At 54.8% G+C, this 14722-nt stretch carries 15 protein-coding genes and 2 pseudogenes; 9 read left to right on the top strand and 8 right to left on the bottom strand.

Translation table 11 applies throughout. The features are described 5' to 3' along the window. Nucleotides 1-29 precede the first annotated feature (29 nt). The 3 genes from MELB17_RS04780 (at nucleotide 30) to ovoA (ending at nucleotide 3328) form a co-directional block, all read left to right on the top strand. Nucleotides 30-578, top strand: coding sequence for a glutathione peroxidase (locus MELB17_RS04780; RefSeq protein ID WP_007349008.1), 549 nt, complete (start codon nucleotides 30-32; stop codon nucleotides 576-578). Between the two features lie 190 nt (nucleotides 579-768). Continuing rightward, nucleotides 769-1029, top strand: coding sequence for a mechanosensitive ion channel family protein (locus tag MELB17_RS04775; RefSeq protein WP_227498814.1), 261 nt, complete (start codon nucleotides 769-771; stop codon nucleotides 1027-1029). A gap of 118 nt (nucleotides 1030-1147) precedes the next feature. Continuing rightward, entirely contained in the window at nucleotides 1148-3328 is a 2181-nt protein-coding gene (ovoA, locus tag MELB17_RS04770) for a 5-histidylcysteine sulfoxide synthase (RefSeq protein ID WP_007349006.1), read from the top strand. A gap of 146 nt (nucleotides 3329-3474) precedes the next feature. Here the strand turns inward: ovoA and nfsA are convergent, their stop codons facing one another. The 3 genes from nfsA to MELB17_RS04755 form a co-directional block, all read right to left on the bottom strand. Continuing rightward, nucleotides 3475-4260: an oxygen-insensitive NADPH nitroreductase gene (gene nfsA / locus MELB17_RS04765; RefSeq protein ID WP_007349005.1), complete on the bottom strand. Its 786-nt coding sequence runs from the start codon at nucleotides 4258-4260 to the stop codon at nucleotides 3475-3477. Nucleotides 4261-4373: 113 nt separating this feature from the next. Further along, a complete protein-coding gene (gene dsbG, locus MELB17_RS04760) occupies nucleotides 4374-5219 on the bottom strand; it encodes a thiol:disulfide interchange protein DsbG (protein WP_007349004.1) in 846 nt (281 codons plus the stop codon). Between the two features lie 39 nt (nucleotides 5220-5258). Next, nucleotides 5259-6071, bottom strand: a complete 813-nt coding sequence (locus MELB17_RS04755) for a TlpA disulfide reductase family protein (RefSeq protein ID WP_036183599.1) — start codon at nucleotides 6069-6071, stop codon at nucleotides 5259-5261. Between the two features lie 173 nt (nucleotides 6072-6244). On the opposite strand from MELB17_RS04755, the gene MELB17_RS04750 reads away from it, so the two are divergent. The 3 genes from MELB17_RS04750 (at nucleotide 6245) to secD (ending at nucleotide 8726) form a co-directional block, all read left to right on the top strand. Then, complete coding sequence (locus tag MELB17_RS04750; protein ID WP_007349002.1) at nucleotides 6245-6619, top strand: hypothetical protein; 375 nt, start codon at nucleotides 6245-6247, stop codon at nucleotides 6617-6619. A gap of 99 nt (nucleotides 6620-6718) precedes the next feature. After that, nucleotides 6719-6976, top strand: a complete 258-nt coding sequence (locus MELB17_RS23160; RefSeq protein WP_007349001.1) for a hypothetical protein — start codon at nucleotides 6719-6721, stop codon at nucleotides 6974-6976. A 124-nt stretch (nucleotides 6977-7100) separates the two neighbouring features. After that, on the top strand, nucleotides 7101-8726 hold the full coding sequence (gene secD, locus MELB17_RS04745) for a protein translocase subunit SecD (protein ID WP_007349000.1): 1626 nt from the start codon (nucleotides 7101-7103) through the stop codon (nucleotides 8724-8726). A gap of 161 nt (nucleotides 8727-8887) precedes the next feature. Here the strand turns inward: secD and ald are convergent, their stop codons facing one another. Next, nucleotides 8888-10012 carry an alanine dehydrogenase gene (ald, locus tag MELB17_RS04740; RefSeq protein ID WP_007348999.1) on the bottom strand — a complete coding sequence of 375 codons (1125 nt, stop codon included), beginning with the start codon at nucleotides 10010-10012 and terminating at the stop codon, nucleotides 8888-8890. Nucleotides 10013-10199: 187 nt separating this feature from the next. Here ald and MELB17_RS04735 point away from each other — a divergent pair, with 187 nt between their 5' ends. Further along, complete coding sequence (locus tag MELB17_RS04735) at nucleotides 10200-10688, top strand: Lrp/AsnC ligand binding domain-containing protein (protein ID WP_007348998.1); 489 nt, start codon at nucleotides 10200-10202, stop codon at nucleotides 10686-10688. A gap of 289 nt (nucleotides 10689-10977) precedes the next feature. Here MELB17_RS04735 and MELB17_RS23155 read toward each other — a convergent pair whose 3' ends face one another. The 4 genes and pseudogenes from MELB17_RS23155 to MELB17_RS04725 form a co-directional block, all read right to left on the bottom strand. Continuing rightward, a complete protein-coding gene (locus MELB17_RS23155; RefSeq protein ID WP_007348997.1) occupies nucleotides 10978-11274 on the bottom strand; it encodes a hypothetical protein in 297 nt (98 codons plus the stop codon). A 5-nt stretch (nucleotides 11275-11279) separates the two neighbouring features. Then, entirely contained in the window at nucleotides 11280-12059 is a 780-nt protein-coding gene (locus MELB17_RS24945) for a sodium:solute symporter family transporter (protein WP_007348996.1), read from the bottom strand. A gap of 1 nt (nucleotide 12060) precedes the next feature. Further along, nucleotides 12061-12216, bottom strand: a pseudogene (locus MELB17_RS25340) (isochorismatase family protein); the annotation flags it as partial. An 11-nt stretch (nucleotides 12217-12227) separates the two neighbouring features. Beyond that, a pseudogene (locus MELB17_RS04725) lies at nucleotides 12228-12536 on the bottom strand (IS5/IS1182 family transposase); the annotation flags it as partial. 269 nt (nucleotides 12537-12805) lie between these two features. On the opposite strand from MELB17_RS04725, the gene MELB17_RS04720 reads away from it, so the two are divergent. Both MELB17_RS04720 and MELB17_RS04715 read left to right on the top strand, forming a co-directional pair. Beyond that, nucleotides 12806-13588 (top strand): substrate-binding periplasmic protein, encoded by a 783-nt coding sequence (locus MELB17_RS04720; RefSeq protein ID WP_007348994.1) that lies wholly within the window; start codon nucleotides 12806-12808, stop codon nucleotides 13586-13588. A 138-nt stretch (nucleotides 13589-13726) separates the two neighbouring features. After that, a complete protein-coding gene (locus MELB17_RS04715) occupies nucleotides 13727-14704 on the top strand; it encodes a GGDEF domain-containing protein (protein WP_036183589.1) in 978 nt (325 codons plus the stop codon). The last annotated feature ends 18 nt before the right edge of the window (nucleotides 14705-14722 follow it).

The following is a 14722-nucleotide window of genomic DNA, read 5'->3' as shown; positions in this document are numbered from 1 at the left end:
CTATTATCAAGAATAACAGGAGACACATAATGTTCAGATGGCCAATCAGCGTTGCACTGGTTTTGCTGTGGGGAGCTGCGCCGGTTGTGGCAGACGAAACAGCGGGTTGCCCGGCGTTTTTGGATCACGATCTGCCGAAACTTCACTCTAGCGAAAGCGTCAATCTGTGCGAACTGGCTGCTGGGAAACCAATGTTGGTGGTGAATACCGCCAGTTTTTGCGGTTTCACTAACCAGTTCAAAGGCCTTGAACAGCTGCATCAGCGCTACGGTAAAGAAGGCCTGGTGGTGGTTGGTTTTGCCAGCAACGACTTCCGGCAGGAGGCAGACACCGAAGAAGAAGCGGCCACCATCTGTTTCAAAAATTTCGGCGTCACCTTCACCATGATCGCTCCCGGGCCGGTCACCGGTGCGGGCGCAACGCCTGTGTTCGCCCACATTAATCAACAGAGCCAGCCGCCGCGGTGGAATTTCACGAAATACCTATTGAACGATCGCGGCGAGGTAGTGGAGTCTTTCCCCAGCAGTGTACGCCCTGGCGACAAACAGGTAACGCAGGCCGTGGAATCGGTACTGTAAGCCTGAGTGCCACCCTTATAGAGCAGTTAAGGAAGAATCTGGGCGACACCCTGAGCGCCTTTGGCGCCGGGGACGTTAACTAGAGCTCGGTTGCGGCTTATGTGATCGGTCATGTGCAGACAGCTCTGCGTTACTTTACCTGGCCTGATTTTTTGCTGACGGTGTTGGCGCAGTTTGGTGCAAAGAGTCGCTGGCGCCGAGGGTCATGGTGGACAGCCTCAGCGCGTCGTCGGTCGATCTTAAAATCCAGGTGTGGATTACCCCAGACAATCTGGATGTGCAGCCGCGCATTATTGCCGAATTGCGTGAACGGGTGAAACAGGCGCTGGACGACGCCGGTATTGAAATACCTTTCCCTCACCTCCAGTTACTTATAAATTGTGCGCTTGGCCTGAAGCTGTTACTGGAGCCTTGGCATCCGGCCGAGGGGCAAAAAATCCGGGGCGAATGAAGCTGTTTTCCCGGCATCAGCGTACATCCCCCCCTATCAGCATCTGCCTGCGGGCAGTTCGGTGGTTAAGTCTATGCCGTTTAAATAATCAGAAATAGAAAGGAATCAGGAGAGAATAGTGATTGAAAAAACCGCTGAGTTGGCTGCCGCGCCGGACCCTGCCACCAAGCCGGCTGAGCCGTTTAGCCGCACGGTCAATCTGGCCGAAGGTGACGTGCAGCAAAAGCGCGAGGAAATCGAGCGTTGTTTTTGCGACACTTTTGACACCTACGAGTCCCTGTTTACAACGTTGGCTGGTGACGACGCTTATTTTAAGAAGTCGATACCTCTGCGCCATCCGCTGATGTTTTATTTGGGCCATACAGCGACCTTTTTTGTCAATAAGTTGGTGTTGGCAAAAATTCTGCCCGAGCGTATTGACCCTGCGATGGAGTCGACCTTTGCGGTGGGCGTGGATGAAATGAGCTGGGACGACCTGAACGAAGACCACTACGTCTGGCCTAAAGTGTCGGCGGTTATGGCCTATCGCCAAAAAGTTCGGGCCATGGTGGTGGATCTTATTCGCACCTTGCCTTTGCAGGTGCCGGTGAGCTGGAAGAGCCCGTTCTGGCCGATTTTGATGGGTATCGATCACGAGCGCATTCATCTGGAAACCTCATCGGTGCTGATTCGCCAGCAAAAGCTGGAGTATGTGCAGCCGCAGCCAGAGTGGGCGCCCAATACCCAGAGCGGGCAAGCACCGCAGAACGAACTGCTGCCGGTGGCGGCGGGCGATGTGGCTCTGGGCCTGCCAGTTGATGGTGAGTATTACGGTTGGGACAACGAATATGGCAGCCATGAAGCCAGCGTAGACGTGTTTGACGCATCAAAATACCTGGTGAGTAATCAAGAGTTTTTGGAATTTGTTGAAGCCGGTGGCTACAGCGAAGATGCCTACTGGAGCGAAGAGGGCTTGGGCTGGCGTGCATTTGTCAAGGCCAGTCACCCCACTTTCTGGGTGTGGCATAATCAATGGTTTCTGCGGTTGATGACCGAAGAAGTGGAAATGCGGTGGGATTGGCCAGCGGAGGTGAATTACCACGAAGCCAAAGCCTTCTGCGAATGGAAAGCGGTGGATAGCGGCCGCCCTGTGCGGCTGCCCACCGAAGACGAATGGCACCGCCTGGCCGAAGTGGCCCAGGTAGCGGAATTGGGCGCCGAGCCCGCTGCGGCCAACTTGCACCTGGATCATGGCGCGTCTTCATGCCCGGTTACCCGCTTCCGCCACGGCCAGTGGTTCGATGTTGTTGGTAACGTGTGGCAATGGACTGAAACGCCGATGTACCCGTTTGCCGGGTTTGAGGTGCATCCGTTGTACGATGATTTCACTACACCTACATTTGATAATCGCCACAACCTGATTAAAGGTGGGTCGTGGATTTCTTGCGGTAACGAGGCGCGGCTCAGTGCCCGCTATGCGTTCCGCCGTCATTTCTTCCAGCATGCGGGATTCCGCTATGTGGCCTCGGAGGCCGAATTGAAGCACCCCAGCGCGTATTACGAAAACGATGTAATTCTTGCCCAGTACTCGGAATTTAATTTCGGCGAAAACTGGCACGGCGAAGCCAACTTTCCCAAAGAACTGGCGATGGCGGGTATTGCCGCCCTCGACGAGCGCTCTACGGCTGATCAAAGTGGCGTAAGCTACCGTCGCGCCCTGGATATTGGTTGCGCTTGTGGTCGCACCAGTTTTGAGTTGGCTACTCGCTTCGAACATGTGGATGGCATCGACTTTTCAGCCAATTTCATCCAGAAAGGGGTAGAGATGGCAGAACAGAAAGTGATTCGCTACGCCCTCCCGGAAGAGGGCGATCTGGTGAGCTACCACGAGCGCACACTAGAGGAATTGGGCTTGACCGAGTCCGCCGGGCGTGTGGTGTTCCATCAGGGCGACGCTTGTAACCTGAAACCGTTGTTCAATAACTATGACCTGATTGTGGCTGGCAACCTGATTGACCGCCTGTACGATCCGGCGCAGTTTCTGACTCGCATTCACGAGCGTCTGAACGACAATGGCGTGCTGGTGATTGCCTCACCCTATACCTGGTTGGAGGAATACACTCCGCGGGAAAAATGGGTCGGTGGGTACAAGAAAGACGGTGAAAATTACAGCACTCTGGACGGTTTGAAAGACTTGCTGGCGCCGCACTTTCGCCTGATGACTGCGCCGCGCAGCCTGCCGTTCGTGATTCGTGAAACCCGCAATAAATATCAGCACAGCCTCTCGGAACTGACAGTGTGGGAGAAGGTCACGCCCTGATACTCCCAAGGGACAGATTTAAAACCTGTCCCTAGATGCCGCGCCGACACTCCCAAGGGCACAGATTTTAAACCTGTCGCTGGACGCCACGCTGTTATTCTGAAAGGGGACAGATTTTAAATCTGTCCCCGATCTTCCCATCCCGCCTATTGCCGACCCAAACCGCGCTTTTCCAGAAACTCTTTCAGATGCAGGCGCAGCTTGCTGGTGAACAGGGGCTTAAGCTGCTGCGACCAATTGCTGGCTTTGTTACCGCCGAGGCGCTCGCGATAATAGGTTTCCATAGTGGCGTCAAAGCCATCAATCAGTTCGCTGTCTTGCTCGCTGCTGTAACGGTCAGTTTTCACAATGACGTTGAGCGGCAGGCGCGGTTTTACCTGCGGGTCCTGATCTGGATAACCCAAGCACAGACCAAATACCGGATACACCTGATCGGGCAATTCCAGCAGGTCACTGACGGCGGCTGGGTCGTTACGAATACCACCGATGTAACAGATGCCCAAGCCTTCAGATTCCGCCGCCACCACCAAATTTTGTGCCATCAACGCAGCGTCTATGCTAGCCACCAAAAACTGCTCGGTGGTGCCGGTAATCACTTCGGCACCGGCCCGCGCTGCGGCTTCGGTCGGGCGCTTCATATCGGCGCAGAACACAAAAAAGTCCGATGCGGAAGCCACATAGGTTTGACCACCGGTTAGCTCTACCAAACGCTCGCGCTTGGCGGTATCAATCACGTGAATCAGCGTGTAAGCCTGCACATGGCTGGAGGTTGCGGCGCATTGGCTGGCGTGCAGCAGATTAGACAGCAGCTCGGCCGGAATTTTCTGGTCAGTGAACTTGCGGATGGAGCGGTGGCGGCTAAGCAGGTCAAGCACCGGGTTGAAGGACGATGCTGATGCGGATTCTGAAGGGATGGGTGCGATAGAAGTCATAGAGCCTCGTAAGTTAAAAAAACACCATCGTATCCTTTTGTATGGCGGAGCAGGATACGGAGGTATTCATAAATTCCGGATTTTGGTCAGTTTACTACGGCCGGTTAACAGTGTCATTGGGTCTGGGCACTCCCCATCACTGTTGGCATGTCTTCTGGGCGTGGTAAGCCTTGTTGCATCTGTATTTGGCCATTTTCATCTTTGTAATAGGTGCTGGGGGTGGCGCTCAGCCCCAGTTCGCCCATCAAACGGTTGTTGGCGGTGATGCGTTTGTTGTTGGCACTGACCAGCTTGCGGTTCACCTCTATGCCGCCGTTGTTGTAACTTTTCTGGTTGTCACGCAGGGCAGCCTGGGGGTCGTCTGCGCCCAGAATGGTGGCGGCTTTAGACAGGCTATCTTCGCGCAGTATGCCCACCATCACGTGGCGCAGTTGCACTTTGCCGGCGTCAATCCAGGGCTCTGCGGCTTGGCGGAAACGGTGGCAGTAAGGGCAGTTGGGATCGGTAAAGGTATACACGATGACCGACGCATCGGCGCTGCCATCTAGTACCCATGCGCTATCTTCCATTTGTGCCCAGGCTTTCTGGTTCAGCGGCCCCTGTACCAGTTCCTGTATTTTTGGTTCCGTGAGGTTGTCACCACTGGCATTCAGCATCGGGCCCACAATAATATGGTTGCCGTCAGGAGTCAGGTAAAACGCGACTGGCCGACCCTGCATATCGCCGGCGTAGCCGGTCAGGCCGCCGGGTGCTTCGAAACTGTCAGCAATGGACACGCCGCGGTCAATCAACAGCTGCACCGCAGGCGGGTAGCTTTCCTGGGCGAAGGCGATGCCACTGGCGCCGAGAGTGGCTGCGGCCAAAGCCGACACTAACAATGGTTGCCAGCGGCCCGGTGTCCGGGGTGCAAGTGCGCGAGCTGTATAGGTGGCGCTTGTAGAGGTAACGGGTAAGGCCATGTCGGTTTCTCCTTAAGTGTCAGATAGATTGGTCACGGCTCAAGGAGCCTCAAACTGTTCGAGCCTGCGGGCCAGTGTGGCATTAGACAACTCGCCCATCTGGGCATTTACCTGGCGGCCTTCGGCGTTATAGAACAGGGTAGTGGGCAGGCCGTGGCTGCCTGTATTGCGGCCCAGACTGCCACCGAAATCAGTCATCAGGTTCGTCAAGCTTAAGCCCTGCTCTTGCATAAAACGGCGAATCGTTTCCGGTTGTTCACCCTGATTTACAAAAACAAAGGCCACACCGGGATTATCTTTCTGTGCCTGTTCCAATACCGGCATTTCTCGAATGCAGGGCGGGCACCAGGTGGCCCACAGATTCACCACCATGGGCGTGCCCGGAGCCAGTTCAGACAATTGTACGGGCTTGCCATCAAGAGTGGCGAGGCTGGCTTGGGGCAGGCTGGCGGTTTGTTGCTCCATCAGGGCGATTAGTCCGGCAATTGCGCCCCAACTGATCAGGCCCGCTGTCATGGCAATGGCCAGTGGGCGGCGTATTCGCGCGTGCCGGCGCATGCGCCAGGCGATAAACACCAACGCTCCGGCAATACCGGCCAGCACACTGAAACCGCCATCGCGAATATCAATAATGCCCAGCAGGTCATCGCGGTAATATTCAAAGTAAAGCGCAACAAAGCCAATGCGCGCTGTCAGCAGGGCCACCAGGAAAATATCCGCCAAGGTGCTAGCGATGGGGACACCTTCTTTACGCCCGGCTATAGCACCGGTTATCAGCGCCACTACGAAGGCGAATATCAGCAGCAGATGGCCCATGGGCAAGCTAAGTGGCCCCAGATTTACGGAAAGCATCCTTACTCCTCAAAAATGACAGCAGTTGGCGCGGTGTGACTCGCAACGGTGCGGAGAGTTCCCCGCTGGATGCAGCCGCCTTTAATCGAAACTCTATTACAATGGTGAAAACAATGAGTTGACGATTTACAGCGCCGGCCCCATATTAGTCGCTGAACCAGCGAGACACCCCCATGCAACCACGCCAGTCCCAAACTTTGCTGCCAGCCGCGCGCTTCGGTTACGGGTTGTCGTTGCTGCTGGCGGTGTTGGCTCTCGGGTTGTTGCTGAGTGGTTTTTCTGCCCCGGCTGCAAACTCTGACCTCGGTTATATCAACCACAGTGATCAGGCCCTGGTGGCCAGCCATCAGGGCAGTCGCTTGCGGTTTTTGGCGCCAGCGCCCGACAGCGGCGACAACTTGCCAACGCCTTCTGCATGGGAGTCAGTGCTGTCTCTGTTATTGCCCCAGTCCGGCAGCCAAGAGGTGGTTTTCCATCCTGTTGCCGCGCATGTCGTTCGCCATCACCCCAGTTTCTGGCCCATTCTGCGGGCTCCTCCTCTGACTTAATGCCATAACGACTGTTTTTCGCACTGCCCGAAATTCCCGTTATTACGCTTGCCCGCCGCTGCTAAAGCTGCCGGCAGGCGTCGCCTGTGAGGATGTGCCATGAAATCTTTGAAAGCCCGAGCTCTGGTCTATGGCTTGGTTATACTGTTGGGCCTGTTAGCTGCGCTGCCAAATCTGTTGCCAGCGCAAGCCGTTGCTAAACTTCCTGCCTGGTACACCAGTACCACAATATCTTTAGGCCTTGATTTGCAAGGTGGCTCGCATCTGTTGCTGGCGGCCGACACCGCCGAGCTGTTTGATGCCGAAACCCGCGCCATTGCGGAGGAGCTTGGGCCGAAGCTGGTAGCCGCAGGGTGACCGGTGTCAGGCCAAAAGCTGAAAGTGGCGCAGTGGTGGTTATGGCGAAGAAGCCGGAGCAGCTGCAAGCGGCCTAGTAGAACCCAGCATAACCCGCCAAGGCAACGATGGCATTCTAGTGCAGATGCCCGGCGTGGCCGACCCCAGCAGTATTCGCAAACTGCTCGGTACTACCGCAAAAATGACCTTTCACTGGGTTGCCAATGGCAAGAACGAAGCGCTAATGAATCTGCCGGGCAGCGCGGAAGGCGAGCGCTACAGTCTGGAACGGCGGGTGGCGATGGAAGGCCAGCACATTAGCGATGCTCAGCTAGGCTTTAACTCTGACAGCGGGCAACCGGTGGTGAACTTCAAACTCGACAGCAATGGCGCGCGCCAGTTTGGCGAGATGACCCGCGCTAACATCGGCCGGCCGCTGGCGGTGGTGCTGGACGGCAAAGTGATCACCGCGCCGGTGATCCGCAGTGCCATTGCAGGCGGCAGCGGTGAAATTAGTGGTGGTTTTACCAGCGCCGAAGCCAGCAACCTGGCCCTGTTACTGCGCGGTGGCGCCTTGCCAGTGCCGTTAAAAGTGCTCGAAGAACGCACCGTCGGGCCAGACTTGGGCAGCGATGCCATTGCCATGGGCTTAAGCACCGGATTGCTGGGCGCTGCTTTGGTATTCGCCTTTATGCTGGGCCTTTATGGCCGCTGGGGCGTGATTGCCTGTGTCGGCCTGGCGGTGAACGTAGGCCTGGTATTCGGTGTGCTGAGCGTGCTTGGCGCCACGCTGACCTTGCCCGGCATCGCCGGTATTATCCTCACCATTGGCATGGCGGTAGACGCTAACATTCTGATTAACGAGCGCATCCGTGAGGAAACCCGTAACGGCCTTTCTGCCCCTATGGCGGTGCGCCAGGGTTTTAGCCGCGCTTACAGCACTATTCTGGATTCCAACGTGACCACGCTGATTGCTATCAGCTTACTGTTTATGTTCGGCAGCGGCCCGGTACGCGGTTTTGCCGTCACCATTGGCATTGGTTTGTTGACGTCGATGTTCACGGCCATTGCGGTCACCCGCTTGTTGATGGAATGGCGGGTGCGGGCCATGGGTCGCCAGCCTCTGGCCATTCAAGGCATAAAAACGCTGGACCGATTGGCCGAGCGCGGTGTTGATTTTCTGCGCGGCCGTTTCATCGGTTTGGCGTTATCGGCCTTGCTGTCGATCGGCTCCATCGTGCTGTTTTTTGGTTCTGGACTGCAATACGGCGTGGACTTTACCGGGGGCACCCTGGTGGAAGTGCGGGCCGAAAACACCAGCGTAGAGCAGCTGCGCCAGGCTCTGGCCACTGCAGGCTTGGGCAGTGCGGCGATTCAGGAGTCAGGCCCGGCGGATGCAGGCCAGTATCTGGTGCGCTTGCCTGTGCTGAATCATTCAGCGAGTGATTCAGATAGTAAGGTAGAAAGCGTGGTGGACTCGCTGAAAACCGCGGTGCGCACTCTTTCGCCAACGGCCGAATTCCCGAAAGTAGACATGGTCGGGCCGAAAGTCAGCGGCGGTTTTTCCGATGCTACGATTCTGGCGATTCTGCTGGCGGGTGCCGGCATGTTGGCCTACTTGTGGATTCGCTTTGAATCCCATTTTGCAGCCGCCGCAACCTTGACCATTGCGCTGGATCTGACAAAAACCATCGATCTTCATTGCGGCGCCTTTGCTGTACTGGTTGGGCTTGCGCCGTCAACAAAAAGGCCTGCCGCAACTTCGCCCTAGCCGCGAAGGGCGTGATGCCGAGCTGGCGTTAATTCCTTAATAAGATGGGAGTTCCAGGCTGAAGCAAACCCGTGGGCGCTGTCAGCCAATCCAGCAGCGCGCCCACCGCTCGAAAGCGAACTCGGTGCGGGTGGGTCACACTACTTGACTAGCGCGCTATCTCAATCGATCAACTTCAGTCCCTGTGTCGGACTTATGGACTCGATGCTTTGCGCAACGCCTACAGATGGACAGGTAAGCTGGCCTTTCACTACGTTTAGCCCATTCAGTAGGTGTTCATTGTCTTCCAGGGCCTTGCGCGGGCCTTTATTGGCGATCTGCAACACATAAGGCAGAGTCGCATTGTTAAGGGCATAAGTAGACGTTCGGGCAACGGCTCCGGGCATATTGGCAACGCAGTAATGCACCACACCGTCCACCACATAGGTGGGATCGGCATGAGTGGTCGGTTTTGACGTTTCAAAGCAGCCGCCCTGGTCAATGGCAACATCCACGACCACTGAACCTGGCTTCATTCTTGATATCAGCTCACGAGTCACCAGCTTAGGCGCCGCCGCCCCCGGAATCAGCACACTACCAATGACAACATCCGCTTGCAGTACCGCTTCCTCAACCGTCTTGGCACAGGAAAACAAGGTCTGAACCCGGTTTCCAAAAATCGCATCAAAGCGTCTTAGCACCTCCATGGACTTATCCAGCACCAGTACGCGAGCGCCCATGCCCACCGCCATCTGCGTCGCAGCGAAGCCCACCACGCCACCACCAATGATCGCCACCGTCGCCGCCTGCACCCCGGGCACGCCACCCAACAACAAACCTCGACCATTCTGAGATTTTTCCAGACACCGAGCCCCAGCTTGGATGCTCATACGCCCGGCAACTTCCGACATCGGGGCCAGCAACGGCAAACCGCCTTTTCCGTCGGTCACGGTCTCATACGCAATGCAGGTGGCCCCGCTCTCCAACAGCTCTTTGGTTTGCGCAACATCCGGGGCAAGGTGCAGGTAGGTAAACAACGTATGGTGAGAGCGAAGCAACGCTCGCTCGCTGGGTTGGGGTTCTTTTACTTTTACGATCAGTTCAGCCTGCTCAAACACTTCCTCCGCAGAAGCCACAAGACTTGCACCGGCAGCCAGGTATTGCTCATCCGTAAAATCAATGCCCGCACCGGCACTGGCCTGAACCACCACATGATGACCGTGGGCAACTAACTCGTGGACAGCTTCGGGCCCTAAACCAACGCGGAATTCATTATTCTTAATTTCCTTTGGTACACCAATAATCATATTCACTCTCCTATTCAGGCAACGTTTACCGGTGACCCATGAGCCACAGCAAGAGTATAAGTGTATATAGACGCAGCAGAATTAAATGCTTATTATCCTCCAGAAACCGCTAGATTCATCTTTATTTTCACGTAAAACAGCATGACTAACTGCTTTGAAGCTATGTCTAAGCGAAAGGCAAGGTGATATGAGAAAACTCGATCGCATCGATTTGGCCATTTTAGACGAACTGCAGACCAATGCCCGAGTTACCAACCATGAGTTGTCCAACCGAGTAAATCTGAGCCCAACCCCTTGTCTTGAAAGAGTTCGCAAGCTCGAAAGGGATGGCTATATCAAGCACTACCGAGCCACTCTGCACGCAGGAAGATTGGGAATGGGGCTCGTGGTCTTTGTTGAGGTCAGTCTGACCCGAACCGGCCCCGACGTGTTTGCCCAGTTCAAACAGGCCGCCATCTGCGTGCCGGAAATTCAGGAGTGCCATCTAGTTTCCGGCAACTTTGACTACCTCATCAAAGCCCGCGTCGCCGATATTGAACAATACCGGACCTTGCTTGGTGAGACGATACTGGCGTTGCCCGGCGTTAAGGACTCACGCAGCTATATCGTTATGGAAACCTGTAAAGAAGGTCAGGAGCTGGACATCAAATCCTTGACCGACCGAGCGGTCAGTTAAAGGTCCGATCAAGCAGTGTACTTGCACCAATCGAGTCACTCCCGTTCTGATCGCCAGCTCCTCCGCTCCTCCGCTCCTCCGCTCCTCCGCTCCTCCGCTCCTCGGGCTAAGGGAGTACCTAATTTAGTGGCGGTGCCTGTCACCATCATTTTTCGGTGCTTGCTGGATAACTGTGTCCAACGACACCCGTCACTTCGGCACAGGACATAGGTTATGACATTGAAAAGATTCGCGGACAGATTAAAAACGAAGGTGCTAGTGCTGCGATTTAATGAAGCGTCAACAGCCCCTAGGCGTTCTTAACCGTCGGGTTGTCACTTGCTGCAGGTTGAGCCGTTTTGCGATGGTTGTTGGCCTCCTTTGGGAACTCGTCAGCTACCGCAGTGGGGGCCTCGGTGAGCAGGCTGACACCAACAAACAACAGCGTTGAGAGCGGAACGCCCCAGATACCTGCTGGGATTTCCAGTACCTTGCCGCCATTGATGTACGCATAGACCACGAACAGGCCGGCACCGATCACGCTGACGAGCACTCCAGCTGCAGTACGGCGACGCCAGTAGAAGGCGCCAATGATCGCCGGAACCATGACTGTCAGCCCCGAAGAGGCTGCAACGGACAATACCGCGATGATCGGGAGGACGATCTTACCGATGGTAAGCTGGTGCCAGGCTTGACGTTGGCATAGACGTCCCGGGACAACATGGACGCCAGCGTCAGCATGATGGAGTCGATGGTCGACACGGCGGCCGTCATGATGCCAATCATGACAAGGACGCTCAGCACCGGTGGAATCATGTCAGAAGCGAGCAGCGTTGGCGTGGCCATGTCGGCGTTAGACAGGCCTGGAAAGGCTGCCAGCGCGGTAAAGCCCCAGAGGATGGAAACCAGGGTGTAGACGAAGCCAAATACCAAGAAGCCTATTAGCATCTGACGCATGGCTTTCAGTGACGAAGGTATAAACAAACGCTGGCTGACTTGGGGGTTTGTCAGTGCGAAAAAGAACCAGGGAATGGTCAGGCCGAGGAACGTTACGAAGCTGAACAGTCCGCTGCCGGGGACCGACAAGGACTGCGGATGCTCGGTTTCAAGGATGTGGAACAGACCCGAAAAGCCGCCAAGCTCCGAAATCGCCAACAGGGCAACCAGAGTCGAAACAACGATTATCAAGACTGCCTGCAAGGAGTCGGTCCACATGACCGAGCGAATACCTGCGACGTAAGAAAACAGGATAGCCAGGGCGGTTGCGACCATGAGACCGGTAGTAAAGGGAATCGCGCCACCGGTCATGCCCTGCATCAGATAGCCTACGCCAGACAGTTGAACGGCAGCATAAGGGATCAGAAACAAGCAACTGGCGACGGAGACGGCCACTGCCGCCGGTGGAACAGCCAATCAGTACCAGAGTGTCCATGCCTTGTGCGGTTAGCGTTGCGGCCAGATTCGTGCCGAAAAATGCACTGGCGTATTGCTTGCTGATCACCAGTTGGGTTTCCAGTGGTATAACTTCGTCACAACACTTTGCTAGGGGCTGTTGACAATTCACATCGGCAGCCAGAGAAATGCGCAAGCCAATGACACAATGCTCTCATAATGACGAGTCAGTTTGTCATATCGGGTGGCGGCGGCCCGATAATGCTTGAGTCTGGCAAACGCGTTTTTCATCAGATGTCTGAGCTTGTACAACGGCAAGTCGAGTCCCTTGTTGCTCTTGATCGAGTTTTTCTTTCTGGGAATAATAACGCTCACTCCGAGGGTTTCTCCCTTGTCACGTAGCACCTTGGAGGTTTTGCCAGCCCTGCTTTTACCGATATTCTCGTCGTAGCCAGCTGCGGCCCCGGCACTGTGCTGAGCTCAAAAAACACCCCGGCAACGGGGTGTTTTTCGTTTAAAACCGGCCGCTTTGACGGATACACGACAGTGCCAGCCTTACTGTATGCACGGCAGCCTCGGCCTTAACGGGTGCTTAAGCTAGAACTATCGGTTTTAGCTCGGCATTTCTTTGATCGGAGTCAGAAGTTTGGGCGGATTGGGTTGCAATCAGCAGTGGTTACGGTGTCCAATTCCAACGTACTTACGGTGCAACTTGTGCGCCAAAACCAGTGATAAGGACATGTTGAATGCCGACCGCCATGAATTCTCTGACCGCTCGTGCTGTGAAAGGAATTAGCTACGGCTTATTGTCGCTGCTGTTATTCAGCGCGACGGCGACAGCTGTAGGTGCTGAGAAACTGTACATTTTTACTGAAAAATACCCGCCTTATAACGACACTTTTTCTGGCAAAGCGGTTGCCCATAATGAAGAAGACATCACCGGTATTTGTACTGACATGGTCAAAGCTGCACTGGCTCGGGTTGATTATGATTACATGATGAAAATGCGGGCCTGGAATTACGCATACAACTGGGTTCAGGGCCGAAAAAATCACGCGTTGTTTTGTACTGCAAAAACCGAAGAGCGCGCCAATCAGTTCCAGTGGGTGGGCCCGCTGGCTTCCATTCAGTGGACCTTGTTCGCGGCTCCGGATTCTGACATTACCTTGAATTCGCTGAACGACGCCAAAGACCTGCAGATTGCCGGTTATAAAGGCGATGTTATGTCGGATTATTTAACCGCCCAGGGCTTTAACGTGATTATGGCAGCCTCGGGTGAGGTTAATACTCGCCGCTTGGTGCTGGGCCAGGCTGACCTTTGGGTAACGGACGGCTTGGTTGGCCCACTGGTGGCCAAGAAAGAATTTGGCGTTAGCGGCTTGAAGCCGGTTCTTACGTTCCGTGAAACGCCCATGTACCTGGCGTTCAGCAATGAAACCGACCCGGCCATTGTGGCAGACCTGCAGCAAGCGCTGGACGAAGCCCGCGCCGCGGGCGAACTGGAGCGGATTGTACAGCGTTACCAGTAGGTTTCGCTGGGGGTTCTTTTATGCAATGTGAGTCGCTGTAAAGCTTGACCACCATCACGGTATCAAGTGCGGTGCTCTTACGTCTTACGAACGTGTCGTTTTGCTATTCGTAATGGCGCAATTAATGTCAAGGGCGTTATGCTTAAACAGCTGCAAAAAAAATATCGTCTATCGTCATTGTTACTACTCGGCATTGTAGCTGTACTGGGCGTTTTGCCATTCGTCGTTATACGCTTCGTTCAAGGAAACGTCGTCGCGGCGATGGTTGATATGACCTTGGTACTGGGTATTGTAGGGCTGGTGGCTTATGCTTTGCGCACCGAAAAAACCCGAATTGCGAGCTTTGTAGCCGCGATATTTATCTCTGTTGGCGTGGTGACGATAGCCATCGTGAACGGGGTTGGCAGTTTTTTGTGGGTTTACCCGGTCTTTGCGGCCATGTTTTTTTTAGTGAAACCGGTCGAGGCTTGTCTGATTAATTTTGTCGCCGGAATAGCTCTGGTGGCCCTGTCCGATATTTTTGATGTAATCCCGTTAGATTCCTTTGTTGCAACAATCATTATGTTATCAATGAGCGCCTTTGTGTTCGCAAATCAGGGTGTGAAGCAGCTGCGCTTGCTGGAAATTCTGAATACCATCGACGCATTGACCGGTGCCATGAACCGTCGGGCCCTGGAATCAGACATAGCCGCAGCGCTTTCTAATGCTGAACGCAGCAATGTGCAGCAGGCGTTGGTCATGTTGGATCTGGACTTTTTTAAAGTGGTGAACGACAAGTATGGCCACGATGTCGGCGATAAAGTACTAAAAAAGCTGGTCACTATTGTCACCAACAATATCCGCAAAGGTGATCGTCTTTACCGTTACGGAGGAGAAGAGTTTGCGCTGTTGGTGTACGGCGTTGATTCACAGCAGCAGCGTGCGTTTATCAGCAACCTTCAAGAAGCCATTAAAAACCAACTGAAAACGCCAGATGCAGCAGAAGTGACGGCGTCATTTGGTGTTGCGGCCTGGGTGCCGGGTACAACCGCTGATAGCTGGCTAAAATGTGCAGATACGGCGCTTTATTTGGCCAAGGAACGCGGTCGTGACTGTGCCGTATTCAGCGACGAATAATCAGCCCTGCCGAGTTTT

Source organism: Marinobacter sp. ELB17, assembly GCF_000169375.1.
GTDB lineage: Bacteria > Pseudomonadota > Gammaproteobacteria > Pseudomonadales > Oleiphilaceae > Marinobacter.
Note: the sequence above shows the minus strand (reverse complement) of the source record. Positions and strands in the feature narration are given on the sequence as shown.